Source organism: Micromonospora sp. NPDC004551 (assembly GCF_040609975.1).
GTDB lineage: Bacteria > Actinomycetota > Actinomycetes > Mycobacteriales > Micromonosporaceae > Micromonospora.
Genome location: NZ_JBEXLM010000002.1, coordinates 63,418 through 88,707, shown reverse-complemented (window position 1 = coordinate 88,707; position 25,290 = coordinate 63,418). Strand labels below are relative to the sequence as shown.

Sequence of the window (25,290 nt, the reverse complement as noted above, 5' to 3'; positions counted from 1 at the left end):
TGCGGACCGGCCGGAGACGGGCGCGGGCTCAGTCCGCGGCGGGCAGCAGCAGGTCGACCAGGACCGGGAAGTGGTCGCTGGCCTGCCGGGTCCGCGGGGTGTCCACCACGTCGTAGTCGACCACCGTGATCCGCGCGTCGACGAAGAGCGCGTCGATGCGCCGGCGGGGGTCCGCGCAGGAGTAGGTGTGCCGGTCGGCGCGGTCCATGGCGACCGCCGCGTCGGTCAGTCCCTCCGCGACGGTCCGCCAGGCCGCGCCGTCCGGCCCCTCGTTCAGGTCGGCGCCGGCCACCACGGGCAGTGTCGCGGCGGCCAGTTCCCGCTTGAACGCGGCGGCCTGGGCGGGCCGTTCCACCGGATCGGTGGAAAGGTGGGAGCCGGCCAGCAGGAACCGGGTGCCGCCCACGAGGCACTCGGCGTACGCGGCACCGCGCAGGTGCCGCCCCGGGGTCAGCGGGTAGCGCTGGCAGTGGGTGGCCGTCACGCGGACGCGCAGGCTGGTCAGCAGCAGGTTACCGAGCGACGGCAGGCCACCGGCCGCGACGACCAGCCCGAACGAGTCGGCCAGCGAGGCGCACTTCTGCCGCCACCGGAACCGTCGCGGGCCCTCCTGGACGATCACCACGTCCGGCTCGGCCGCCCGGACCACCTCGGCCAGCGCCGCCGTGTCGTCGCGCTGGCTGTGGATGTTGTAGGACACCACGCGCAGCGGCACGCCTGCTGCCGTCACGTCAGATCCGCCGGGCCAGGTCCGCGGCGCCGATGACGCCGGCGGTGTTGCCCAGCTCGGCCGGGCGCACCTCGGCGACGGGCAGGCGGCTGCGCTGGGCCAGAGCGTCGGTGTACGACCGGCGGGTCGGGCCGAGCAGCAGGTCACCGGCGTCGATCACGCCCCCGCCGACCACCAGCACCTGCGGGTCGAGGATCTGCGCCATGTCCGCGAGGCTGGTGCCGAGCCAGCGGCCGACCTGGGCGAACGCCTCGGCGGAGACCGGGTCGCCGCCCTTCGCGGCGGCGGTCACCATCGGCCCGGTGATCCCCTCGGCCTCGCCGCCGGCCAGCTCCAGCAGGGCGACGGCCCGGTGCGGCTCCTGGCGCGCGGCCGCACGGGCGAAGCGGACCAGGGCGCTGCCGCTGGCGTACTGCTCGATGCAGCCCAGCCGCCCGCAGCCGCACTGGTGGCCGTCCGGCACGGTGAGCATGTGCCCCAGCTCGGCCGCGATGCCGTGGGCACCGCGGACCAGTTCGCCGCCGAGCACGATCCCGCCGCCCACGCCGGTGCCGATGGTGAACATGACCATCGAGTCGTCGGCATGCCGGGCCGCGCCGTAGCGGAACTCGGCCCAGGCCGCGACGTTGGCGTCGTTCTCCACGATCACCGGCAGGCCGGTGGCGTTGCTGACGTACTCGCGCAATGGCTCGTCCCGCCAGGCCAGGTTGGGGGCGAAGAGCACGGTGGAGCGGGAGGCGTCGATCCAGCCAGCCGCGCCGATGCCGACCGCGTCGACGGTCCGGCCGGTGGCCAGCTCGATGACGAGTTCGGTGATGACGTCGCGGGTCTTGGCCACGTCGTCGGCGGGGGTGTCCCGTCGGGCCTGCACGAGAACCCTGCCGGTGTCGTCCACGACACCGCCGGCCACCTTCGTGCCACCGACGTCGACTCCGATGGTCAGCGTCACCGCTGCCACTCCCCTCTGCTGTGCTGCCCGGGCCCGGCCGAACCGGCCGTGCGACCGGGGATGTCCGGTGGTCAGGCCCCGTCGCCTGCTGCGTCCTCGCCCACCTCGCCGGACGCCCGCGAGGCGGGCACCACGGGCCGGCCGGCCGGCGGCCGGCTCGGTGCCGGCGCGTCCGGCCCGGCGGCGTCGGCGGGCGGGGCACCCGCCTCGGCCGCGCCCTCCCCCCGGGTGGCGGCGGACCACACGTCCTGCTCGGGTGCCGGCTGAGAATCATGCCCGGTGCGGGTCGCCTCGCGCCACACGTGGTCCCCTGCCGCGGTTCCGGCGGACCCGCCGGTCGCCGTGGCACCGCCCGGTCGGGCCGGCTCGGCCGGGGTGAACGCCCGCAGCAGGCTGGCCACACCGGCGGCCAGGTCACCCGCGCCGGTCGCCAGCCGCTCGGCGAATTCGGGACTCGGGTCCCGCAACGCGGCGATACCGCGGCACACCGGGCAGACGCAGCATTCCGGCGATCCCGTGGCGAAACCCGCGCCGCCGCCGGGCGTGGTCGACGAGCCGCCGCCCGCGCCCGCGTCATCCGGCGTGTGACCGAGGACACCCGAGAGGATCCCGCCCAGCGGGCCCCAGGGACCGGAGCCCGGCGTGGCGGCGGCCAGCTTCGCGGTGGCCAGCAGCGTGGCGACGAGGCGCTCGGCCTCTTCCCGGGCCGAACCCGGATCAGTGGTGCCCATGGGTCGGCTCCTTCGTGACAACCGGGACGACGATCGGGTCAGTGGGCCGCACCGAGTGCTTCTACCCGGCGCTTGAGCTGCTTCAACGCCGCGTCCATGATCATTTTCTCGGCCTTGCGGCGAAACATGCCGAGCATCCCCACGGACAGCTCCACCTCGAGGGTGTAGGTCACCGTGGTCGTTCCGTCCGGGTTACCGGCCAGGTCGTACGACCCGCGCTGCGACTTCTGCATCTTCGAGGGCGCCACCAGGTGCCACTCGATCCGGGAGATGTCCTCGGCGTACTCGTAGGCCAGCACGTACTCGTCGGCCATCACGCCCGCGTCGATGGTGAACCGGACCTGGCTGGCGTAACCGTCCTCGTACTCCTCGATCACCTCGGCCCGCCGCACGGCCTCGGCCCACTCGGGGTAGCGGGGGAAGTCGCAGATGACCGCCGCCACCCGGTCCGGTGACGCGCCGACGACGATCGACTGGGTGGAGGAGTCCGCCATGGGGGGAGGCTACCCGGCGGCGGACCGGCGCGCGCCGCTCCACCCCCGCCGGTCGCGGCGCGTCCGGCCCGGGGTGTCCCACCAGCCGGGCGGGCAACCTCCCTACCCGCTCCCCGGGGGCGGGCGGGTAGGTTTCGACAAAGCCGACCACGGCCGGCCCGGCCAGTGCGAGCACGAGGGAGTGCAGGTGCGCGAGTTCTCCGTCCCGCCGATCGTCACCGTCGGCGACGCGGCCAACCTGACCGACCCGGTCTGGGACAACGCCGAGGTCGCCCCCGACGCCGTGCAGTTCGTCCGGCGCGCCGAGGGCACGACCGGCGCCTGGCTCGACGTGACCTGCCGGCAGTTCCGCGACGAGGTGGTCGCGGTGGCCCGCGGCCTGGTCGCGGCCGGGGTCTCCCCCGGCGACCGGGTCGGGTTGATGAGCCGCACGCGCTACGAGTGGACCCTCCTCGACTACGCGATCTGGGCCGCCGGCGCGATCACCGTGCCGATCTACGAGACGTCCAGCGCCGAGCAGGCCGCCTGGATCCTCTCCGACTCCGGCGCCGTCGCCGTGGTGGTGGAGAGCACCGCGCACGCCACCCTGGTCGCCGGGGTCCGGGACCGGCTGCCCGAGCTGCGCGAGGTCTGGCAGATCGAGCTGGGCGCGGTGGACGAGCTGGTCGCCGCCGGCGCGGCGGTCGACCCGGCCGACGTCGAGGTACGCCGCTCCGCGCTGCGGGCCGACGACGTCGCCACCATCATCTACACGAGCGGCACCACCGGCCGCCCCAAGGGCTGCGTGCTGACCCACCGCAACATCTACGCCGACATCGCCAACGCCGTCCCGGTGCTGCCGAACCTGTTCCGCGAGGGCGCCTCCACCCTGCTCTTCCTGCCGCTGGCGCACGCCTTCGCCCGGCTCATCCAGGTCGGCGTCGTGCAGGCCCGGGCCACCATGGCGCACTGCTCGGACACGAAGAACCTGGTCGGTGAGCTCCAGGAGTTCAAGCCGACCTTCGTGCTCTCCGTACCCCGGGTCTTCGAGAAGGTCTACAACGGCGCCCGGCAGAAGGCCGAGGCCGACGGGAAGGGCAAGATCTTCGACCGGGCCGAGAAGGTCGCCATCGCCTACAGCGAGGCACTGGAGACCCGCGACGGGCCGAGCGTGGGCCTGCGCGCCCAGCGCGCGGTCTTCGACAAGCTGGTCTACCGCAAGCTGCGGGCGGCCATGGGCGGCCGGTGCCGGGACGCGATCTCCGGCGGCGCCCCGCTCGGCAGCCGGCTCGGGCACTTCTTCCGCGGCATCGGGGTGACCATCTGCGAGGGCTACGGGCTCACCGAGACCGCGCCGGCCGCCGCGGCGAACCTGCCCGGGCACACCCGGGTGGGCACGGTCGGCCGGCCGCTGCCCGGCGTCACCATCCGCATCGACGACGACGGCGAGGTGCTGATCTCCGGGGAGATCGTCTTCCGGGGCTACTGGCACAACGAGGCGGCCACCGCCGAGGCGCTCAGCGCCGACGGCTGGTTCCGCACCGGCGACCTAGGCCGGCTCGACGAGGACGGCTACCTCTCCATCACCGGCCGCAAGAAGGAGATCATCGTGACCGCCGGCGGCAAGAACGTCGCCCCGGCGGTGCTGGAGGACCAGGTCCGGGCGCACCCGCTGATCAGCCAGTGCCTGGTGGTCGGCGACCGGCAGCCGTTCATCGCGGCGCTGGTCACAATCGACGAGGAGGCGCTGCCGAAGTGGCTCGCCGCGCACGGGCGCCCCGAGGGCACCAGCGTGGCCGACCTGCGCGGGGACGAGGCGCTGCACGCCGAGGTGCAGACCGCCATCGACCAGGCCAACCAGTCGGTCTCCAAGGCCGAGGCGATCAAGGTGTTCCGAATCCTGCCGCAGGACTTCACCGAGGCGACCGGTGAGCTGACCCCCTCGCTCAAGGTCAAGCGGCAGGTCGTGCACAAGACGTACGCGGCGGAGATCGCCGAGATCTACCGGGGCTGACTACCATCCGTCACGTGCCCGCCTCGACACCCAGCCAGCCGCAGACGCAGCCCCTCGCGGCGGCGGCGCGCGTGGTCCTCCTCGCGCTGGTCGCCGCCCTGACCCTGTTCGCCACCCGCGACGTCACCCAGCTGTGGTGGATCGCCCTGCTCGGCGTCGCCGGGCTGCCCGCCGTGCTGGCCCCCCAGCACCGCCTGCTCGCCCCGATCAGCCGCTTCGCCGAGGTGGTGGTGCTCGGGCTGGCCGCCAGCCAGGTCGCCGCCGACACCGACCTCGCCGGGGTCACCGGCGGGCTGGGCGCCTCGGCGGTGCTGCCGTACCTCGCCGTGCCGGTCACCGTGACCGCGCTGCGCCGCCGGTTCCGCGAGGGCGCGGCACTGCTCGCGGTCGCGGCGGCCACGCTGCTGGTCAGCGCGGCCTTCACCGAGGTGGGCGGTGAGCCGCAGCTCGGCCAGCCCGGCTACCTGGCGGTCTGCGCGCAGTGGCTGATCCTGGCCGGTCTCGGCCTCTACACCGCCGGCATGCTCCAGCGGGTGCTGCGGGTCCGCGGCGAGGGCAAGCCCCAGCCGTACGCGGAGGCCACCCGGCTGCTCACCCAGCTGCGCACGGTCGCCCGCCAGCTCCCCGGCGCCACCCTGGACCCGGGCGGCATCTCCGAGCACCTCCTGGAGGAGCTGCGGGTGGTGGCGAAGACCGACCGGGGCGCGGTGCTGTCGGCCAGCGGCGGCGGCCGGCTCGTGGTGCTCGCCCAGATCGGCGCGGACCGGGTGGACTGGGAGACGACGCTCGACGCGGACTCGGCCATCGCCGACGCCTGGGCCAGCCAGCAGCCGACCACGTCGGCCCGCTCGCAGGCCCGCTCCCGGGCCTCCGGGGAGGTCTCGGCGCTGATCGTGCCGCTGGTCGCCGGGGTGCGCACGGTCGGCCTCGTGGTCGTCGAGGCGGACACCGCGCACGCGTACCCGCCGCCGGTGGTGTCCCGGGTGACCGCGCTGACCGGCCCGGCCGCGCTGCGCCTGGAGGCCGCGCTGCTGTTCGACGAGGTGCGCTCGCTCGCCACCAACGAGGAACGGCAGCGGCTGGCCCGGGAGATCCACGACGGGGTCGCCCAGGAGCTGGTGATGGTCGGGTACGGCATCGACAACGCCCTGGCCACCGTGCACGACGACGCCGAGGAGACCGCCGACTCGCTGCGCACCCTGCGCCAGGAGGTCACCCGGGTGATCACCGAGCTGCGGCTGAGCCTGTTCGAGCTGCGCAGCGAGGTGGACCGGCACGGCGGCCTGGCCGCCGCCATCGCCGAGTACGCCCGCACGGTCGGCGCCTCCGGCGGGCTGCGGGTGCACCTGTCCCTGGACGAGTCCACCGCCCGGCTGCCCGCCGCGACCGAGGCCGAGTTGCTGCGCATCGCGCAGGAGGCGGTGACCAACGCGCGCAAGCACGCCGGGGCGGCGAATCTGTGGGTCACCTGTGAGGTGGACCCCCCGTACGCGCAGATTGAAGTGTCGGATGACGGTCACGGCATCGGTGACCAGCGCCCCGACGGGCACTACGGTCTTGCGATCATGGCCGAGAGGGCGGAACGTATCCGGGGCCGGTTGGAGATCAGGCCGCGTCAACCCAGCGGCACGACCGTGGCGGTGGTACTCGGCTCCTCGCCCCGGCGCGATAAGGTGCGCGGCAGCGCAGCAGCAGAAGGGGAGTAACCCGAGGATGACCACCAGCCCGACACCGGCCACCCGGACCAAGGTTCTCCTTGTCGACGATCACGACCTGATCCGCAAGGGTCTGCGGCACGCCTTCGAGCGGGACCGGCAGTTCGAGGTCGTGGGCGAGGCCGCCACGGCCGCGGAGGGCGTGCGCCAGGCCGGCGCGCTCCAGCCGGACGTAGTGATCATGGACCTGCGGCTGCCCGACGGCAGCGGCCTGGAGGCCACCCGCGCCCTGCGCAAGTCCAGCGCGTCGATGGGCATCGTCGTGCTCACCATGTACGCCGGCGACGACCAGCTCTTCGGCGCCCTGGAGGCGGGAGCGAGCGCGTTCGTGCCGAAGACCGCCCCGGCCGACGAGGTGGTGGCCGCCGCCCGGCACGCCGCCTCCTCCCCCAGCGCGTTCACCGCGGCCGACCTGGCCGAGGCGATGAAGCGCCGGCTGGCCCCGTCCGGCCCGCAGCTCTCCCCGCGTGAGGGCCAGGTGCTGCGGCTGCTCGCCGACGGCATGAGCGTCGCCGGCATCGCCAAGCAGCTGTTCGTGAGCGAGTCGACCGCCAAGACGCACATCTCGAAGCTCTACGAGAAGCTCGGCGCCGCCAACCGCGCCCAGGCGCTGATGACCGCGCTGCGGCTGGGGCTGCTCGAGGCCCCGGACGCGCCGAAGTTCTGACGGCGTCCCGCCAACTCGACGCCGGAGAGGTCCCGTCCGCACCCCGGACGCGGGCCTCTCCGGCATTCCGGGCATCCCCCGACCGCGTACGGTGAGGGACCGGACGCGGAGCGACGGCGGTCTTTGCACCGCGACGGCGGACGGGCAGAATACCCGGGTGATCCGCGCGGCGGTGACCCCCGCGCGTCGCCGACACAAAGGGGCAAGCGCATGCAGCGGCCGGACTGGGCACCCGAGACCATCGACATCGAGCGCCCCAGTGTGGCCCGCATGTACGACTACTACCTCGGCGGCTCCCACAACTTCGCGGCCGACCGGGCCGCCGCCCGGGCCATGGTCGAGGCGGTGCCGGAGGCCCCGCTGATGGCCCAGGCCAACCGGGCCTTCCTCCGCCGGGCGGTGCAGTTCCTGGCCGACTCCGGGATCCGCCAGTTCCTCGACATCGGCTCCGGCATCCCGACCGTCGGCAACGTGCACGAGATCGCCCAGCGGATCGACCCGGAGTCCCGGGTGGTCTACGTCGACGTCGACCCGGTCGCGGTGGCGCACAGCCAGGAGATCCTGGCCGGCAACGAGCGGGCCGCGGTGGTGCAGGAGGACCTGCGTCGGCCGGAGGCGATCCTCCGGCATCCCGACGTGCTCCGGCTGCTCGACCTCTCCCAGCCGGTCGCCGTGATGATCGTGGCGGTGCTGCACTTCATCCCCGACGCGGACCGCCCGGAGGAGTGCCTGCGGACGCTGCGCGAGGCACTGGCCCCCGGCAGCTTCCTGGTCATGTCGCAGGCCAGCGACGACGGCCGGGCCGGCACCGGCGAGCGGGCCGAGGCCGAGCGGGTCTACCGGCGCACCGACAACCAGCTCTTCATCCGCAGCCGGGCCGAGCTGACCGCGCTGTTCGCCGGCTTCGAGCTGGTCGACCCGGGTGTGGTCTGGGTGCCGCAGTGGCGGCCGGACACCCCGGAACAGGCGGAGAACGCGGAGCAGGCGGTCTTCATGGGCGGCGTCGGGCGGCTCGGTGGGTGACGAGCGGGCCACCGCCACCACCCGCTCCCGCCCCGGCGCCTTCGCCCGGGCCTGGGCCAAGGCGGTCTCCGGAACGAGCTACCTGCCGATGACCCAGGCCCAGCTGGAGGCGCTGCTCCAGCGGCTCACCGAGCGGCTCGCGCTGGCCCTGCGCGCCGACCCGTTCGACCTGCGGATCGGCCAGCAGGTCGGTGCCGAGCTGGTGCAGTCGCACATCGCCTCCGCCGAGGGGCTGGGCCGCACCATCGAGGTGATCCAGCTCCGCCTCGTCCGGGATCTCGACCTGGCGGTCGACGACGTCGAGGACCGGATGGCCCGGCTGCTGGCCACGGTCGCCACCGGCTACGCCCGCGCCCTGCGCGACCGCACCCTGGACGAGCAGGAGGCCATCCGGCGGGCCGCCATGATGGCGCGGGCGCAGGCCGAACGGGCGCTGCGGGAGAGCGAGGCCCGGTTCCGCCACCAGGCCACCCACGACCCGCTGACCGACCTGCCCAACCGCACGCTGTTCACCGAACGGCTCACCGCCGCCATCACCGCGCGCGGGCGGGGCGCCGACCGGATCGGAGTCTGCTTCCTCGACCTGGACCGGTTCAAGGTGGTCAACGACTCCCTCGGTCACCAGGTCGGCGACTCGCTGCTGGTGGCGGTGGCGCGGCGGCTGCGCCGGGTGCTGGGCGAGCACCTGGTGGCCCGGCTGGGCGGCGACGAGTTCGTCATCCTGATCGAGCGCACCGGCTGCACCGAGGACGTGGTGAAGGTGGCCGAGGCGGCCCTGGCGGCGGTGAGCGAGCCGGCGCTGGTCGACGGGCACGAGCTGACCGTGTCGGCCAGCATCGGCATCGTGGAGCGGCCGGTGGCCGGCACCTCGCCGATGGAGCTGATGCGCGCGGCGGACAGCACCCTGCACTGGGCCAAGGCGGCCGGCGGCGCCCGCTGGTCGCTCTTCGACGCCGACCGCAACCGCCGGGACCTGGCCCGGTACGCCCTCGCCGCGGCGATCCCCGCCGCGCTGGACCGGGGCGAGTTCTATCTCGACTACCAGCCACTGACCGGGCTGCGCGACGGCCGGGTGGTCGGCATGGAGGCGCTGGTCCGCTGGCGCCACCCGGAGCTGGGTGTGCTCCGCCCGGACAGCTTCATCCCACTGGCCGAGGAGACCGGCCTGATCGTGCGGCTCGGCAGCTGGGTGTTGGCCGAGGCGTGCCGCGAGGCGGGCACCTGGGCGGCCGGACCGGCCGGCGCGCCGTTCGTCAGCGTCAACCTCGCCGTCCGCCAGCTGCACCGGCCCGGGCTCGTGCAGGAGGTGCAGGGCGTGCTGGGGCGCACCGGCCTGCCGGCCGAGCGGCTGCAGCTGGAGGTCACCGAGAGCACCATGATGAGCACCGTGACGGATCCGGTCCGCGCCCTGCGGGTACTGGCCGACCTCGGCGTCCGGGTGGCCATCGACGACTTCGGCACCGGCTACTGCAACCTGGCGTACCTGCGGGACCTGCCGGTGAGCGAGCTGAAGGTGGCCGGCGAGTTCGTGGCGGGTCTGCGCGCACCGGCCGACGACCCGGGCAGCCGCACCGACGAGCGCATCCTCGCCTCGCTGGTGTCGCTGGCGCACGCCCTCGGGCTGACGGTCACGGCCGAGGGGGTGGAGACGGCCGACCAGGCGGACCGGCTGCGCGCGATCGGCTGCGACGCCGGGCAGGGCTGGCACTTCGGCCGGCCCGGGCCGGCGGAGGCGCACCTGCACCGCTCCCCCGCCCTCACCGACACCGCCTCCTAGGCCGCGCGACCGCGCCGGCACCGTCGCCCGCGCAGCCGTGCCGGCGCCGTTGCCCTCGGGTCAGCCGGCGAGCAGGGCGGCCATCCGCTCGGCCTGGGTCTCCCAGCGCCACTCCCGCTCCACCCAGGCCCGGCCGGCCGCGCCGAGCTGGCGGGCCAGGTCGCGGTCGGCCAGCAGCGTGGCCACCCGGTCGGCGAGCTGGGCCACGTCCCGGCCACGGACCACGTAGCCCGTCTCGCCCTCGCGCACCGCGTCCGGCGCGCCGCCGGAGTCACCGGCCACCACCGGCAGCCCGGTCGCGCTGGCCTCCAGGTAGACGATCCCCAGGCCTTCGACGTCCAGGCCCCGGTTGCGGGTCCGGCAGGGCATCGCGTAGACGTCGCCGGCGGCGTAGTGGGCGGGCAGCTCGGCCGAGGGCACCGAGCCGGTGAACGCGACGTCGCGTTCCACCCCGGTCTGCCGGGCCAGCTTCTCCAGCGTCGCCCGGTAGGGGCCGCCACCGACGACCAGCAGCGCGGCGTCCGGCACCCGGCGGCGGATCTCCGGCATCGCCCGGATGAGCATGTCCTGGCCCTTGCGCGGGACCAGGCGCGAGACACAGACCACGACCGGACGGTCGGCCAGCCCCAGCCGCAGCCGCACCCGCTCGCCGTCGACGCCGGGGTGGTAGGTGTCCACGTCGACGCCCGGGGCGAGCCGGCGCAGGTCGGTCACCCCGTCGAGCACCCGGGCCAGCCGGACCCGCGTGTACTCGCCGAGGTAGGTGGTGACGTCCACCCCCCGGCCGATCCGGCGCAGCGCGGCCCGGGCGCCCGGCAGCGTGGCCCAGCCGGCCTCGTGCCCGTGGGTGAGCGCCACCGCCCGGCGGATCCCGGCCCGCCGGCGCAGCCCCGCCGCGAGCAGCCCCAGCGGGGCCGCCGCGCCGAACCACACGGTGTCGCAGTCGTACGCCCGGGCCAGCCGCGCCGCCCGGCGGGCCACCAGCGGGGTGGGCAGCAGCACCTTGGTCCGCTCCCGGACCACCTCGAAGGGCTGGTCGGCGTCGAACTTCGCCGCTCCCCGCCAGCTCGACGCGTAGACCACCACCGAGCCCGGAGGCTGGCGCACCGCCAGGTTGTGCACGAACGACTGGATGCCGCCGGGGCGCGGCGGGAAGTCGTTAGTGATCAGCAAGGTGCGGCTCATCCGCCGGACTCCCTGGCGTAGGCGCGGGCGGCGGCCATCCGCTCCACGGTGGACGGGTGCGACGCCGACCAGAGGTATTCCCAGCGGGGCGGGTCGGGGTCGGCCAGGTTCACCCCGGCCAGCCGGCGCTGCATCGCCTCGAAGGTGCCCGGGTCGCCGGTGAGCGCCAGCGCGTGCGCGTCGGCCCGGGCCTCCACCCGCCGGGAGACCAGCGCCTGCACCGGTGTGGCCACCAGGCCGGCCACCGTGATCAGCGCGATCAGCAGCGGGAACGCCCTCGGTTGCGCGATCGAGTCGACGCCGGCCAGCCGCAGCAGCGGCGCCCAGGACCCGATCAGGTAGAGGGCCACCACCGCGGCGGCGGCGCCCAGCGCCCCCATGAGCGTGCCGGTCCAGACGTCCCGGTCCCGGGCGTGGCCCAGCTCGTGGGCGACCACGCTGGTGACCTCCGCCGGGTCCGCCTCGCGCAGCAGGGTGTCGTAGACCACCACCCGCCGGGTCGGCCCCAGCCCCGAGACGTACGCGTTGACCGCCCGGGTGCGCCGCGAGGCGTCGGCGACCAGCACGTCGCGCACGGGCACCCCGTCCCGGGCCGCCAGGCTGGTCAGCTCGGTGCGCAGCGGGCCGGGCTCCATGGGCGTGAACCGGTTGAACACCGGCTCGACCAGCACCGGCAGCACGAACGACAGCAGCACCACCAGCACGGCGGCCCCGGCCGCGCCGAACGCCCACCACCAGCGCGGGGCGAGCCGGACCACCGCGTAGAAGCCGAGCAGCACGAGCGCGCCGATGACCGCGCTGACCGCGTACGACTTGAGCAGGTCGACGGCCCAGCCGCCCCAGCCCTGGGTGCTCAGCCCGTAGCGGGTCAGCACGGTCTGCCGCCAGGCGGCGAAGGGCAGCGTGAGCACGTCGGCCAGGAACATCACGGCCAGCCCGCCGAGCACCGCCTGGGCGGCCCAGTGCCCGCCGAAGGGCCGGCCCGCCAGCTCGACCAGGCGGCCGCCGATCGGGGTGAGCCCGAGCAGCAGGGCCACCACGAGGCCGACGACGAGCGCCGACCAGCCGGCCGGGCGCAGCGCGCCGTGGAACGCCCGGCCCCGGGCCACCTGGTCGACCGGGAGCGCGCGCAACGCCGCGAGCTGGTCGGCCCGGGGTGCCGGCGGCCGGCTCCACGGGACCAGCAGCGCCCCGGCGACGAGAAGCGCGACGGCCAGCCCGGCCAGGGCCAGCACCGCCCAGCCGCGCGGGGTCACCGCCCCGCCCCGTCGCGCCGTGCTCGCCTCATGCCGCTCCCCTCCCGCCGTGAGCGCTCATCCTAAGGCCCGTGCGCGGCGCGGTGGCCGTGGCGGCCGGGCGGGATCAGGCGACCCGGCGGCGGCGGGCCGGGCGCCGGGGAGCGGGCGGGGCGGGCAGCACCTGCACGTCGAAGCCGGCCCGGGCGAACACCTCGATCGCCCGGTGCTCGGCAGGGCCCAGGTCGGCCGCCGCGGCGCCGGTGTCGAGCAGTGCGGTCACCAGGCAGCCGGAGCACCCGGCGCCGCGGATCCCGCAGGTGTCGCAGTCGATGAGCATCAACGCCTCCTGACGCGCGTCGCCGGTGGCGGACCGGATAGGAGCCCACCACCGTCGGTCACCACGAGGCTAGGCCGAGGGTGTGACAGAACCGGACAACGAGGCAGCACCCACCCCGAACCCGATCATCCGGCGTCAGGACCGGGCGAGCCGCCGCAGCAGCGAGTCGGCGCCGAGCGGGTAGGCGCCGTGCCGGCGTACCCCGTCGGCGACCTCGCGGTCGGAGGAGACCACCACCACCGGCCGCCCGGCCGGCTCGGCGCGGACGAGGCGGCGGATCAGCTCGTCCGCCGTCTCCCCCTTGCGGGAGAAGAGCACCCGCACCCCGCGGGGCGCGGGCGGCAGCCCGTGGATCCGCTCGGCGCCGTCGAAGACCACGGTGACCTCGTCCCCGGTCTGCGCGGCGATCCCGCCCAGCCCGGTGATGAGCCGCTTGCGCTGCTGTTCCAGCGACATCTCGCCGAAGCCCCGCTTGGTGACGTTGTAGCCGTCCACCACCAGGTGCGCCCTGGGCAGGGCGAGCAGCTGGTCGAGGCGGGCGGGGTCGTCGGTGTCCCGGGCGCGGGCCGCGGCACCGGCCGGGGTGGCCGCGGACTGGTCGGCGAACGCGTCGGCGACGAAGTCGGCGGGCAGCTTCTCCACCGGGTCCAGCGCCAGCTCGCGGCGGAGCCCGACGGCGGCCTGCCCGATCGTCTCCAGCAGCAGCCACAGCCTCGCCTCGTCGACCGAGCGGGCCTCCTTGGCGCTGACCCGGGCCACCCCGGCCGCGGCCTCGGCCTCGGCCAGCCGGGCCCGGGCGCGGCGCAGCTCGGCGTCGGCGTCGGCGGCCGCGCGGGCCGCCCGGCCGCGCTCGGTGGCCAGCATCTCGGTGGCCTTGCGCTCCCGGGCCTGGGTCTCCCGGAGGGTACGGGTGAGCTGCCGGGCCTCCTCGCGGAGCTGGCCCAGCTCCTCGCGGACGCGCGCGAGCTCGTCGCGCAGCTTCTCCGCCTCGACCCGGGCCACCGCCCGGTCGTGCTCGGCGCGGGTGGCCCGCTGCTCGGCCTCGCGGACCAGCTCGGCGACCACCGCGCTGTCCGCCTCGGCGCGCACCGCGGCGCCACTGGCCTCGATCAGCTCCCGCCAGCCCCGGGGCCGGGCCAGGTAGGCCAGCGCGGCCACCTCGACCGGGTCGGCCGCCGCCGGGGCGGTCCCCTCCACGACGGCCGCGCCCAGGTCGCCGGCGTCGGCGAGGACCCGCGAGGTGACCCGCTGCCGGAACAGCGGATCGGCGGTGAGCTGGGCGGCGATGGCGGGGGCGCCGAGCCGGGCGCGCCGGTTGGGGGCGAACTTGGCCACCCTGCGCAGCGGCACGGGCACCTCGTCGGCGGCCAGGCCGGGCAGCACCGCGGCGGTGAGCGCCACGATCCGCTGCCGGACCGGCTCGGGCAGGACGGGCTCGGGCTCGGCGGCCGGGCCGTCCGGGGTCTCACCGGCGTCGCGCGCGCCGACCACCGGCTCCTCCGCGGAGGAACGGTCGTCGTGCGGCTCGGTGAGGGGCATGTGGCAAGTCTCCCACCCCGAACGGGCTCACCGCCCGGTGAGTGAGCCGATCTCTCATCCTACCGCCGGGGTGACCCCTGGGGCTGCCGGGACGGGAGTGTCGGACCCCGCCGCTAGCGTGCCGCTGGTGACGCGAGCGGACTACGTCCAGGAGGCCCTGGCCGGCCTGGACCGGGTGGCGGGCACGGGGGTCGACCCCGCGCTGCCGCTCTACGCGACCACCTTCGTGGTGGTCGACCTGGAGACCACCGGCGGCGCGCCGGACGGCGGCGGGATCACCGAGATCGGCGCCGTGAAGGTGCGCGGCGGCGAGGAGCTGGGCGTGCTCGCCACCCTGGTCAACCCGGGAGTGCCGATCCCGCCGTTCATCACCGTGCTGACCGGGATCACCCAGGCCATGCTGCTGCCCGCGCCACCGATCGAGCAGGTGCTGCCGAGTTTCCTGGAGTTCGTCACCGACGCCGTGCTGGTGGCCCACAACGCCCCCTACGACGTGGGCTTCCTCAAGGCCGCCTGCGCGAAGCACGGCTACCGCTGGCCCAACCCGCGGGTGCTGGACACCGCCGCGCTGGCCCGCCGGGTGCTCACCCGCGACGAGGTGCCCAACCGCAAGCTGGGCACCCTGGCGGCCTACTTCCGCACCGCCACCCAGCCCACGCACCGGGCGCTGGACGACGCCAAGGCCACCGTCGACGTGCTCCACGGGCTGATCGGCCGGCTCGGCGGGCACCGGGTGGACACCATCGGCGAGGCCATCGAGTTCGCCCGGGCGGTCACCCCGACGCAGCGGCGCAAGCGGCACCTCGCCGAGGGGCTGCCGAAGGTGCCCGGCGTCTACATCTTCCGGGCCGCCGACGACCGGCCGCTCTACGTCGGCACCTCGGGCGACATCGCCACCCGGGTGCGCAGCTACTTCACCGCCGCCGAGAAGCGGGCCCGGATCTCGGAGATGCTGGCCGCCGCCGAGCGCGTGGAGGCGGTCGAGTGCGCCCACTCGCTGGAGGCCGAGGTGCGCGAGCTGCGCCTGATCGCCGCGCACGCGCCGCCGTACAACCGGCGGTCGAAATACCCGGAGCGCCAGGTCTGGCTGAAGCTGACCGACGAGGCGTACCCCCGGTTGTCGATCGTGCGCGACCTCGCCCCCACCGACTCGGCCTACCTCGGCCCGTTCCGCTCCAAGCAGGCCGCCGAGCTGGCCGCCGCCGGGTTCCACGACGCGGTGCCGCTGCGCCAGTGCACCCACCGGCTGTCCCGGCGCACCACCATGCCGGCGTGCGCGCTGGCCGAGCTGGGTCGCTGCCCGGCGCCCTGCGAGCACCGGATCACCCCGGAGGAGTACGACGACCGGGCGGCCGTCCCGTTCCGCACCGCCACCCGGGACGACCCGCAGGTGGTGGTCGACGCCCTGCTGGCCCGGATCGAGGTGCTCTCCGCCGGCCGGCGCTACGAGGAGGCCGCGGTGGTGCGCAGCCGGCTGGCCGCGGTGCTGCGCGCGGCGGTCCGCATGCAGCGCCTGGCCGCGCTGACCGGCATCGCCGAGCTGGCCGCCGCCCGGCCGGCCGCCCGGGGCGGCTGGGAGCTGGCCCTGGTGCGCCACGGCCGGCTGGCCGGGGCCGGGGTGTCCCCGCCGGGTGTCCACCCACGACCGACCATCGCCGCGATCCGGGCCACCGCCGAGACGGTCCTGCCCGGGCACGGCCCGGTGCCGGCGGCCACCGCCGAGGAGACCGAGCGCATCCTGTCCTGGTTGGAGCGACCGGAGACCCGGCTCGTGGAGATGTCGGCCGGTTGGGCCTCGCCGGTCGCCGGCGCGGGCCGGTTCCGCGACCTGTTGACCAAGGCGGAGAACGGCGCCTCCCACCAACTCTCGACCGAACGCTCATGACCAAGTGTCCGATCGGACTACGTCAACTCGCTTAGGCTGTTAGAGAAGTGCAGTCCTGCCCGATTCGCGGGCCTGCTCCCGGTCGCCGGTCCCCCCGGCGGCCCGGGGCCGGGGTGAGGAGGTGTCCCAGGTGGACGTCGACGCCGGACACGGCGCCGCCCTGGGCGGCGCCCTCCCGACCCAGCCCGGCGAGCTACCGCTCTCCCGGCGCCTGCGCTCCCTGCTCACCTGGCCCACCACCGACAGCGACCCGGTCACCGCGCTGGTCCGCGCCCATCGCGGCATCCATCCCAGCGCCGACGCGTCGGTGTTGCGGCGGGCCTACACGATCGCCGAGAACATGCACCGCGGCCAGTTCCGCAAGAGCGGCGAGCCCTACATCACGCACCCGCTCGCAGTCGCCCAGATCTGCGCGAACCTGGGCATGGACACCACCACCCTGGTCGCCGCGCTGCTGCACGACACCGTGGAGGACACCCGCTACACCCTCCAGGCGCTCCAGGAGGACTTCGGGCGCCAGGTGGCCCACCTGGTCGACGGCGTCACCAAGTTCGACAAGGCGTTCTACGGCAAGGTCGCCGAGGCGGAAACCGTCCGCAAGATGATCGTGGCGGCCGGCAAGGACGTCCGGGTGCTGATCATCAAGCTGGCCGACCGGCTGCACAACATGCGCACCCTCGGCGTCCGCTCGGCCGCCTCCCGGGAACGGATCGCCCGCAAGACCCAGGAGGTGCTCGTCCCGCTCTGCGACCGGCTGGGCATCCAGACCCTCAAACGCGAACTGGACGACGTGGTGCTGCTGCACCTTCAGCCGGAGGAGCACGCGCGGCTCGCCCGCTTCGTGCACGACCGGCCGGGCTGGGACGCCTACCTCGACGACGTGGTGGCGAAGACACGGGTGGCGCTGCGCCGCAGCCGGGTGGACGCCGAAGTCGGCCCCCGCCCCCGGCACCTCTACTCGATCTGGAAGGACACGGTGGCCGGCGGGCACGCCGCGCCCTACGACCTCCCCCGTATCGCCATCGTCGTCGACGGCCCGGCGACCGACTGCTACGCCGCGCTCGGCGCGGTGCACGGGCTCTGGCGGCCGGTGCCGGGCCGCTTCAAGGACTTCATCGCCTCCCCGAAGAACAACCTCTACCGGTCCCTGCACACCAGCGTCTGCGGCCCCCAGGACCGGACCGTCGAGGTGCTGATCCGCACCGAGGAGATGCACCACTCGGCCGAATACGGCGTCGCCGCCCACTACCGCTTCCCCCGGGTGGCCGGGCGGTCCGCCGACCGGGCGGACGAGCTGGCCTGGCTGCGCCGGGTGCTCGACTGGGAGCAGGAGACGGTCGACCCCGCGCAGTTCATGGAGTCGCTGCGCTGCGACCTGGCCGAGGCGCAGATCCAGGTGGTCGCCGACGGGCGGCAGGTGGTGCTGCCGGCCGGCGCCACCCCGGTCGACCTGGCCTACGAACTGGGCACCGAGCGGGGCGACCACTGCCTCGCCGCGCGGATCAACGGCCGGCTGGCCCCGCTCTCCTCGGAGTTGGAGGAGGGCGACGTGGTGGAGATCTTCACCGAGAGCGACGCGGAGAGCGGCTTCGAGGTCGACGTGGCGCCGCGCGGGCCGCGCCGGGAGTGGCTGGGCTTCGTCAAGTCCCCGCACGCCCAGATGCAGATCAACCGCTGGTTCGCCGAGCACACCGAGCCGGGCATCTCGATCGCCGACAAGGTACGCCTCGGCCGGGCCACCATCGGCCTGGCGCTGCGCAAACACGACCGGGGCCTGGCCAGCGACCTGCCGCTGCTGCGGCTCTCCGAGGAACTGGGCTACCCCGACCTGGAGACCCTCCTGGTGGCGGTCTTCGACCGCACCGTGGAGCCCGACACGGTGGTCCAGCAGCTGATCGATCTGGTCGACCACCGGCAGTAGGTGAGCTCCGCTCATCCGCCGGCGCCGCCCGGCCACTAGCCTTACAGGAATGATCCCCCGCGCGCGTGCCACCGGACGGGCCCTCGGCTACCAGATCTTCTACCGGCTGCCGGTCCCGCTGCGGCGGCGGCTGGTCCGGCTCGCCGTGCCGAAGTACATCGTCGGCGCGGTCACCCTGGTCCGGGACTCCGAGGCCGGCGGGGCGGGGCGCATCCTGCTGCTGCGCCAGCCGCCCGGCCACAGCTGGACCCTCCCGGCCGGGCTGCTGCAACGCGGCGAGGCGCCGGTGGTCGGCGCGGCCCGCGAACTGTACGAGGAGTCCGGCATCCGGCTCTCGCCCGAGCGGCTCCGCCCCGCCGTGCCGAACGCCGTGGTGCACGCCAAGGGCTGGGTGGACGTGGTCTTCGAGACGGAGGTGCCCGCGTCCAGCACCGATCTGACGGTGGACGGCGCCGAGGTCTTCGAGGCCGCCTGGCACCCGCTGGACGACCTGCCCCGGATGAGCCGGGCCACCGCCAACCTGCTCCGGCACTACGGGATCGGCCCGCGCGCGGACGAGGTCCCGCCGGCGGCGCCGCCCAGCGCGTGACCGCCCCCGCGACCGGGCCCGGCCGGCCGGCCGGCGTAGACCTCTGCGCGGTCGTGCTCGCCGCCGGGGAGGGGACCCGGCTGCGCCCGCTCACCGCGCACCTGCCGAAGGCGCTCTGCCCGGTCGGCAACGTGCCGTTGCTCGACCGGGCACTGGACCGGCTGGCGGGGCTGGGCCTGACCGGGCCGGACCGGGTCGCCGTGAACGCCTGCTACCTGGGTGGGCAGGTGGTGGCGCACGTGGGTGCGCGGGCACACCTGTCGGTCGAGCCGGGCGGCCCGCTGGGCACCGCGGGCGGGCTGGGCAACCTCCGGGACTGGATCGCCGGGCGGGGGGTGCTGGTCGGCAACGCCGACGCGTACCTGGCCGATCCGGACGCCCCGCCGGGGCCGGACGTGGCGGCGCTGCTGGACGGCTGGGACGGGCGGAGCGTACGCCTGCTCGGCCAGCCGGCCGTCGACCCGGCGGCACCCGGCACCTTCGACGGCCACCGGTTCGTGGGGTTCTCGCTGCTGCCGTGGCGGCTGGTCCGGGAACTGCCGGCGACGTTCGCCGACCTGGTCCGGGCGGTGTGGCGGCCCGCGGAGGCGGCCGGCGCGCTCACCGTTGTCCCCTATCGGGGCACCTTCTACGACACCGGCACCCCGGCCGACTACCTGGCGGCCAACCTGCACGCGGCCGGCCCGGGCGGCCTGGTCGACCCGTCCGCCACGGTCGACGGGCCGGTGACCCGCTCGGTGGTCGGCGCCGGCGCGGTGGTGCGCGGCGCGGTGGACCGGTCGGTCGTCTGGCCGGGCGCGACGGTCGCTGCCGGGGAACGCCTCAACGGCGTGATCCGGGCGGGCAGCGACCTGACCGTCCCGGCGGCCGGGTGACCCGCCGAGCCCTTAGCATGGGCCTCGACGCCGACGAACGGAGAAATGTCCCGTGATCACCGCGATCGTGCTGATCGACTGCGCCACCGACTCCATTCCCGAGGTGGCCGAGACGCTGGCCAACCTGCCCGGCGTCAGCGAGGTCTACTCGGTGGCCGGGCACGTCGACCTGATCGCCATGGTCCGGGTCCGCGAGTTCGAGCAGATCGCCCAGGTCATCGCCGGCAGCATCTCCAAGGTGCCGGGCGTGATCAACACGGAGTCCCACATCGCGTTCCGCGCCTACTCACAGCATGACCTGGAGGAGGCGTTCGCGATCGGGCTGGCCAGCGCCGACTGACCCGCACGCCGGTGGCCGGCCCACCCCCGCAGGGCGGACCGGCCACCGTCGGTCGTACGCGTCAGCTCTGAGCCGGCGCCGGGGTCTCCGTGGTGCCCGGAGCGGGCGACTCGGTGCTGGTGCCACCCGGAGCCGGCGACTCGGTGCCGGTGCCGCCGGGAGCCGGCGACTCGGTGCCGGTGCCGCCCGGGCTGGGCGTGCCGCTGGCGCTGGTCTGCGGGACCGGGACGCCCAGGGTCTGGGCCAGGGCCACCAGCGCGTCGTAATGCGCCTGGAGGACCGGCAGGGCGTCCTGGGCGATCTGCACCACCGACTGCTCGGAACCCTGCGAGATCTCGGTCTGGGTGGCCTGGATGGCCTGGACGTGGCCAGCCAACTGGGCGGTCACCCACGCCTTGTCGAACTCGGCTCCGCTGAGGTTGTTCAGCCGGTCGAGGACCTTCTGCTGGTCGGCGGTCGGGTCGGCCGGCAGCTGCACGTTGAGCTGCTGTGCGGTCGACTGCACCGTCTGGTCCAGCTGGGTGTGGTCCGTCACGAACATCTTGCCCAGGTCCTTGACCTGCGTGTTCTGGCCCTTCTGCTGCGCCAGGTTACCCGCGGTGATCTCGAACAGGTTCACCTGGTGCAACGCCTGCAGGTACTGCGTGTCCTGCGTCGACGGCTGGGCCGCGGCCTGGGCCGCGGCCGCTGGTGCCAGTCCCACGAGCACCAGCGCGGCCAGCAGGCCCAGGCGTTTGATTCCCAACATGCTTTCCCCCCCTTGAGACGTTGGACCGCACGGATACCCGGCTGACCGGGGTTATTCCTGCGATTCCACCCGTCCGTGTCAGGGGGTGGCGGGACACCGGAGCGGGGCCGACCGGCGTCCCGCGGGCGGAACGGGACGGCCGGGCCGGAAAACGGCCGTGACGCCCGCCGGTGATCCGGCGGGCGCCACGGTCAGTCGTACGCGGGGCGGGTCAGCGACGGGCCTCGCCGCTGCCGATCTCCTCCCGCTCCGGTCGGGGCTCGACCGGCGGGTGCCCCGGCGAGACCGGCGCCTCGGCCGGCTTCTCGATCGGGTAGAAGAAGCCCCGGATGGCCGGGCCGAGGGCACCGAGCCGGTTCATCTTCTTCGGCACCACCCAGCCGACGTAGTCCAGCGCCGGGCCGTGCCCGTCGTGCCCGTCGGTCGGGGTCAGCGGCTGGTGGACCTCGACGAACCGGCCGTCGGGCAGCCGCTTGATGATGCCGGTCTCCACGCCGTGGGCCAGCACCTCCCGGTCGTGCTGCTGGAGACCCAGGCACAGCCGGTAGGTGACGTAGTAGGCCAGCGGCGGGAGGATCAGCAGGCCGACGCGGCCGGCCCAGGTCATCGCGTTCAAGCTGATGTGGAACTTGTCGGCGATGACGTCGTTGCCGCCGGACAGGGTCAGCACGACGTAGAAGGCGACCGCCATGGCACCCACCGCGGTCCGGGCGGGTGCGTCCCGGGGCCGCTGGAGCAGGTTGTGGTGCCGGTAGTCCTTGAGGCGGCGCGCCTCCACGAACGGGTACATCGTCGACAGGCCCACCAGGATGCCGGGGAGCACGACCGTCGGCCAGAACAGCGGCGGGATGACGTAACCGTCGCCGATCGGGATGGAGATCTCCCAGCCCGGCATGAGACGGGTCGAGCCGTCGAGGAACATGACGTACCAGTCGGGCTGGCTGGCGGCCGAGACCACCCACGCCTCGTACGGGCCGAAGTACCAGATCGGGTTGATCTGGAAGAGGCCACCCATCAGCGCGATCACGCCGAAGACGACCATGAAGAAGCCGCCCTGCTTGAGCGCGTAGCGCGGGAACATCCGCTCGCCGACCACGTTCTCGTTGGTCCGGCCGGGGCCGGGCCACTGGGTGTGCTTCTGCTTGAACACCAGGCCCAGGTGGACGCTGATCAGCGCCACCAGCAGACCCGGGATGAGCAGCACGTGGGCGATGAAGAACCGGCTGATGATGATCGTGCCGGGGAACTCCCCGCCGAAGATCGACGAGCTCACCCAGGAGCCGATCACCGGGATCGACAGGATGATGCCGGAGGCGATCCGCAGACCGGTGCCGGAGAGGCCGTCGTCCGGGAGCGAGTAGCCGGTGAAGCCGGCCAGGAAGCCGACCCAGAACAGCAGCGAGCCGATGATCCAGTTCGTCTCACGCGGCTTGCGGAACGCGCCGGTGAAGAAGACCCGGAGCATGTGCACCACGATCGAGGCCATGAACAGCAGCGCCGCCCAGTGGTGCATCTGCCGCATGATCAGACCACCCCGGACGTCGAACGACAGGTCCAGGCTGGAGGCGTACGCGGCCGACATCGGGGTGCCCCGCAGCGGGGCGTAGCTGCCGTCGTAGACCACCTCGGTCATCGCCGGCTCGAAGAAGAAGGTCAGGAAGACACCGGTCAGCAGCAGGACGATGAACGAGAAGAGCGCGATCTCGCCCAGCAGGAAGGACCAGTGGTCCGGGAAGACCTTGTTCAGCAGCTTGCGCAGCGGGGTGGCCACCTGGAAGCGGTCGTCCACCGCCCCGGCGGTCTTGGCCGGCAGCGCGGCGGCATCGAACTTTCGGCGCTTCATGGCCGCTCCCAGAAGTCGGGACCGATGGTCTCGGTGTAGTCGGACTTCGCCACGAAGAAGCCCTCCTCGTCCACCTCGATCGGCAGCTGCGGCAGCGGCCGGTTCGCCGGGCCGAAGACCGGCTTGGCGTTGTCGGTGATGAGGAACTGCGACTGGTGGCAGGGGCAGAGCAGGCGGTTGGTCTGCTGCTCGTACAGGCTGGCCGGGCAGCCGGCGTGCGTGCAGATCTTGGAGAACGCGACGTAGTTGCCCCACATGTAGTCGCCGTGGCCCTTGCGCGCGTTGGCGGCGCGCGACTTCTGCGCGTCGTCCTCGCGCAGGTGAATCAGCAGGGTCGGCGAGTCGGCGTGCTTGTTGCTGACGCCACCCTCGATGCCCGGGAAGACGGTGAGCTGGCCGCCGACGCTGACGTCCGCCGGGCGGATCGGCCGGCCGTCCTCGCGGATCAGCCGGATCCGCTTGCCGTCCGAAGTCGGCTTGAACCCGGTGGTGAACATCTGGTTGTTCTTGTGCGGCTGCGAGATCAGGCCACCGACCAGGGGGGCCGCGACGACCGCGCCGACCGGCAGCAGACCGGCCATCAGGGAGACGCCGAGCAGCGGCCGGCGCTTCACGCCGAGCTCGTCGGCCATGTACAGCATGGTCTCGCCGGTGATCTTGCGATCCTCCGGGGAACCGGGCTGGTCGTGCCGGTCCTGGATCGACACCTCCTTGGGCAGCAGCTTCTTGCCCCAGGTGAGGATGCCGAAGCCGATGCCGAGCAGGGCGATGCCGAGGGTCACCCCGAGCAGCGGGGTGTAGTACTTGTCGCCGCCGCGGCCGGCCTCCCACTTCCAGGGCCACCAGATGTAGATGACCAGGAAGGCCAGCCCGGCCAGGAACGTGATCCAGAAGAACGACGCGACCGTGCGGGTCAGCCGGCGCTCCGCCTTGCTGCCGGGGACCACCTGCGGCTCGTAGTGGACGATCTCGATGTCGTCCCGCCGCGCGCCCTCCTCGACGATGTCGAACCGGGAGAGCCGGGGGTCGTTCACGTCGAGCGGCTCCGGGCCCCGCTGGGCCTGGTGCTCGGTGTGGGTGCTCATGCCGTCACCTCGCTACGGGTGACGCCGGGGGTCGGCGCCACAGCACTGAAACGAATGATCCGCTCGGTCACGACTTGCCCGCAATCCACAGGCTCGTGAAGACCAGCGCGACGATGCCGACCAGGAAGATCGCGAGACCCTCGGTCGACGGGCCGTACCGGCCCAGGTTGAAACCGCCCTGGTCCTGGTCGTGCTTCAGGGTCTCCTGGATGTAGGCGATGATGTCCGCCTTCTGCTCCGGAGTGATCTGGTTGTCCCCGAACACCGGCATGTTCTGCGGGCCGCTCAGCATGGCGGCGTAGATCTGCCGGTCGCTGGCCGGGCGCAGGCTCGGCGCGTACTTGCCCGAGGAGAGGGCGCCACCGCCGCCACCGAACGCGTGGCACTGCGAGCAGTTGATCCGGAACAGCTCGCCACCGGCGGCCATGTCGGCGTTCTGGTGCAGGTTGTTGCCCTGCGGCACCTGCGGGCCGCCGCCGAGCTCCTGGATGTACTGGCCGAGCTGGCGGACCTGCTCGTCGGTGAACTGCGGGGGCTTCCGCATGGCCTGGGCTTCCTGCCGGGCCATCGGCATCCGACCGCTGCTGACCTGGAACTCGACCGAGGCCGACCCGACGCCGATCAGGCTCGGCCCGCGTCCCTCGACGCCCTGGGCGTTGCGACCGTGGCAGGTCACACAGCTCACGTCGAACAGCGCCTTGCCCTCGTTGGCGGCGGCGCTCAGGGGCGGGTTGTCCTGCGCCTGCACACCGGGGGCGAAGACGGTGTAGGCGCCGCCGGCCAGCATCAGCGCGGCGGCCAGCCGGACCGCGGCACCCAGCCGGCGGCGGCCCCTGCTGCGCGCTACGGGCCGCCCGCGCAGCCGCGCGAGCAGACCGCGTCGGCGGTCGTTGTCAGAAGTCATGACCTGTGTCCTTAACCGGTTGGACCTTGTCTCAGGGGACGGAGCAGCGGCGCGATACGTGACGCGCCAAGATCACTGGAGCCAGTAGATCATGGCGTAGAGCCCGATCCACACGACGTCGACGAAGTGCCAGTAGTAGGACACGACGATCGCCGAGGTCGCCTGCGCCGGGGTGAACCGGCCCATGGTGGTGCGGATCATGAAGATGATGAACGCGACGAGACCGCCGGTCACGTGCAGGCCGTGGAAGCCGGTCGTCAGGTAGAACATCGACCCGTAACCGTCTGCGTTGATCTTGACGCCCTCGTGCACCAGGTTCCGGTACTCGTTCGCCTGGCCGAGCACGAAGATCAGGCCCATCACGAAGGTGATGGTGAACCACCGGCGGAGGGCGTGGACGTCACCCTTCTCGGCCGCGAAGACACCGAGCTGGCAGGTCACCGAGGACAGCACCAGGATCACCGTGAAGGTGGTCGCGTAGGGGATGTTGAGGATCTCGGTGTGCTTCTCCCACTGCTCCGGCGCCGCCGCGCGGATCGAGAAGTACATCGCGAACAGCGCCGCGAAGAACATGAGTTCGCTGGAGAGCCACACGATCGTCCCGACGCTGACCATGTTCGGCCGCGTCAGGGAGTGGATCCGGCTCTTGTCAATGGCTGGGGCCGCAGTCACGCGGTCATTATTGCCCTTGACCGGGACCGACGATCAGCGGGGTGGCAAAC

Annotated in this window: 23 protein-coding genes; 10 read left to right on the top strand and 13 right to left on the bottom strand. The window is 73.8% G+C overall.

Annotated features, from left to right (window positions below; all coding sequences use genetic code 11):
* Nucleotides 1–28 precede the first annotated feature (28 nt).
* From ABZW14_RS04415 to ABZW14_RS04400, 4 genes are all read right to left on the bottom strand, one after another.
* Nucleotides 29–730, bottom strand: a complete 702-nt coding sequence (locus ABZW14_RS04415) for an endonuclease/exonuclease/phosphatase family protein (RefSeq protein WP_355339650.1) — start codon at nt 728–730, stop codon at nt 29–31.
* A gap of 1 nt (nt 731) precedes the next feature.
* Nucleotides 732–1,688, bottom strand: a complete 957-nt coding sequence (locus tag ABZW14_RS04410; RefSeq protein ID WP_355339647.1) for an ROK family glucokinase — start codon at nt 1,686–1,688, stop codon at nt 732–734.
* A 62-nt stretch (nt 1,689–1,750) separates the two neighbouring features.
* On the bottom strand, nt 1,751–2,410 hold the full coding sequence (locus ABZW14_RS04405; RefSeq protein WP_355339644.1) for a hypothetical protein: 660 nt from the start codon (nt 2,408–2,410) through the stop codon (nt 1,751–1,753).
* Nucleotides 2,411–2,448: 38 nt separating this feature from the next.
* Nucleotides 2,449–2,904, bottom strand: coding sequence for an SRPBCC family protein (locus ABZW14_RS04400; protein ID WP_355339641.1), 456 nt, complete (start codon nt 2,902–2,904; stop codon nt 2,449–2,451).
* A gap of 187 nt (nt 2,905–3,091) precedes the next feature.
* On the opposite strand from ABZW14_RS04400, the gene ABZW14_RS04395 reads away from it, so the two are divergent.
* The 5 genes from ABZW14_RS04395 (at nt 3,092) to ABZW14_RS04375 (ending at nt 10,079) form a co-directional block, all read left to right on the top strand.
* On the top strand, nt 3,092–4,897 hold the full coding sequence (locus ABZW14_RS04395) for an AMP-dependent synthetase/ligase (RefSeq protein WP_355339638.1): 1,806 nt from the start codon (nt 3,092–3,094) through the stop codon (nt 4,895–4,897).
* A 14-nt stretch (nt 4,898–4,911) separates the two neighbouring features.
* Nucleotides 4,912–6,603, top strand: a complete 1,692-nt coding sequence (locus tag ABZW14_RS04390) for a GAF domain-containing sensor histidine kinase (RefSeq protein WP_355339635.1) — start codon at nt 4,912–4,914, stop codon at nt 6,601–6,603.
* A 7-nt stretch (nt 6,604–6,610) separates the two neighbouring features.
* Nucleotides 6,611–7,279 (top strand): response regulator transcription factor, encoded by a 669-nt coding sequence (locus ABZW14_RS04385; RefSeq protein WP_007072219.1) that lies wholly within the window; start codon nt 6,611–6,613, stop codon nt 7,277–7,279.
* A 210-nt stretch (nt 7,280–7,489) separates the two neighbouring features.
* Nucleotides 7,490–8,302, top strand: a complete 813-nt coding sequence (locus ABZW14_RS04380; protein ID WP_355339632.1) for an SAM-dependent methyltransferase — start codon at nt 7,490–7,492, stop codon at nt 8,300–8,302.
* 88 nt (nt 8,303–8,390) lie between these two features.
* Nucleotides 8,391–10,079: a bifunctional diguanylate cyclase/phosphodiesterase gene (locus tag ABZW14_RS04375; RefSeq protein WP_355340173.1), complete on the top strand. Its 1,689-nt coding sequence runs from the start codon at nt 8,391–8,393 to the stop codon at nt 10,077–10,079.
* Between the two features lie 60 nt (nt 10,080–10,139).
* Here the strand turns inward: ABZW14_RS04375 and ABZW14_RS04370 are convergent, their stop codons facing one another.
* From ABZW14_RS04370 to ABZW14_RS04355, 4 genes are all read right to left on the bottom strand, one after another.
* Nucleotides 10,140–11,264 (bottom strand): glycosyltransferase family 4 protein, encoded by a 1,125-nt coding sequence (locus ABZW14_RS04370; protein WP_355339629.1) that lies wholly within the window; start codon nt 11,262–11,264, stop codon nt 10,140–10,142.
* Nucleotides 11,261–12,520 carry a M48 family metallopeptidase gene (locus ABZW14_RS04365; RefSeq protein ID WP_355339626.1) on the bottom strand — a complete coding sequence of 420 codons (1,260 nt, stop codon included), beginning with the start codon at nt 12,518–12,520 and terminating at the stop codon, nt 11,261–11,263. Before ABZW14_RS04365 ends, ABZW14_RS04370 begins: the two co-directional genes overlap by 4 nt.
* A gap of 106 nt (nt 12,521–12,626) precedes the next feature.
* Nucleotides 12,627–12,839 carry a hypothetical protein gene (locus tag ABZW14_RS04360; RefSeq protein WP_355339623.1) on the bottom strand — a complete coding sequence of 71 codons (213 nt, stop codon included), beginning with the start codon at nt 12,837–12,839 and terminating at the stop codon, nt 12,627–12,629.
* Nucleotides 12,840–12,974: 135 nt separating this feature from the next.
* Nucleotides 12,975–14,378: an NYN domain-containing protein gene (locus ABZW14_RS04355; protein WP_355339620.1), complete on the bottom strand. Its 1,404-nt coding sequence runs from the start codon at nt 14,376–14,378 to the stop codon at nt 12,975–12,977.
* 127 nt (nt 14,379–14,505) lie between these two features.
* Here ABZW14_RS04355 and ABZW14_RS04350 point away from each other — a divergent pair, with 127 nt between their 5' ends.
* The 5 genes from ABZW14_RS04350 to ABZW14_RS04330 all read left to right on the top strand — a co-directional run bounded on the left by ABZW14_RS04350 (nt 14,506) and on the right by ABZW14_RS04330 (nt 19,988).
* Complete coding sequence (locus ABZW14_RS04350) at nt 14,506–16,263, top strand: DEDD exonuclease domain-containing protein (protein WP_355339617.1); 1,758 nt, start codon at nt 14,506–14,508, stop codon at nt 16,261–16,263.
* Between the two features lie 130 nt (nt 16,264–16,393).
* A complete protein-coding gene (locus tag ABZW14_RS04345) occupies nt 16,394–18,184 on the top strand; it encodes an HD domain-containing protein (protein ID WP_355340170.1) in 1,791 nt (596 codons plus the stop codon).
* A 49-nt stretch (nt 18,185–18,233) separates the two neighbouring features.
* The gene (locus ABZW14_RS04340; protein ID WP_355339614.1) at nt 18,234–18,773 is read left to right on the top strand and encodes an NUDIX domain-containing protein; all 540 of its coding nucleotides are present in this window, start codon (nt 18,234–18,236) and stop codon (nt 18,771–18,773) included.
* Nucleotides 18,770–19,648 carry a sugar phosphate nucleotidyltransferase gene (locus ABZW14_RS04335; RefSeq protein ID WP_355339611.1) on the top strand — a complete coding sequence of 293 codons (879 nt, stop codon included), beginning with the start codon at nt 18,770–18,772 and terminating at the stop codon, nt 19,646–19,648. The genes ABZW14_RS04340 and ABZW14_RS04335 overlap by 4 nt, the downstream gene beginning before the upstream one ends.
* A gap of 52 nt (nt 19,649–19,700) precedes the next feature.
* Nucleotides 19,701–19,988, top strand: a complete 288-nt coding sequence (locus tag ABZW14_RS04330; RefSeq protein WP_355339608.1) for an Lrp/AsnC ligand binding domain-containing protein — start codon at nt 19,701–19,703, stop codon at nt 19,986–19,988.
* A 61-nt stretch (nt 19,989–20,049) separates the two neighbouring features.
* Here ABZW14_RS04330 and ABZW14_RS04325 read toward each other — a convergent pair whose 3' ends face one another.
* The 5 genes from ABZW14_RS04325 to ABZW14_RS04305 form a co-directional block, all read right to left on the bottom strand.
* Nucleotides 20,050–20,736: a DUF4142 domain-containing protein gene (locus ABZW14_RS04325; RefSeq protein ID WP_355339605.1), complete on the bottom strand. Its 687-nt coding sequence runs from the start codon at nt 20,734–20,736 to the stop codon at nt 20,050–20,052.
* A 211-nt stretch (nt 20,737–20,947) separates the two neighbouring features.
* Nucleotides 20,948–22,579, bottom strand: a complete 1,632-nt coding sequence (locus ABZW14_RS04320; protein WP_355339602.1) for a cytochrome b N-terminal domain-containing protein — start codon at nt 22,577–22,579, stop codon at nt 20,948–20,950.
* Nucleotides 22,576–23,664, bottom strand: coding sequence for a Rieske 2Fe-2S domain-containing protein (locus ABZW14_RS04315; RefSeq protein WP_355339599.1), 1,089 nt, complete (start codon nt 23,662–23,664; stop codon nt 22,576–22,578). The genes ABZW14_RS04320 and ABZW14_RS04315 overlap by 4 nt, the downstream gene beginning before the upstream one ends.
* 67 nt (nt 23,665–23,731) lie before the next feature.
* Complete coding sequence (locus tag ABZW14_RS04310; protein ID WP_355339596.1) at nt 23,732–24,568, bottom strand: c-type cytochrome; 837 nt, start codon at nt 24,566–24,568, stop codon at nt 23,732–23,734.
* Nucleotides 24,569–24,640: 72 nt separating this feature from the next.
* Complete coding sequence (locus ABZW14_RS04305; RefSeq protein WP_091268281.1) at nt 24,641–25,240, bottom strand: heme-copper oxidase subunit III; 600 nt, start codon at nt 25,238–25,240, stop codon at nt 24,641–24,643.
* Between the last annotated feature and the right edge of the window lie 50 nt (nt 25,241–25,290).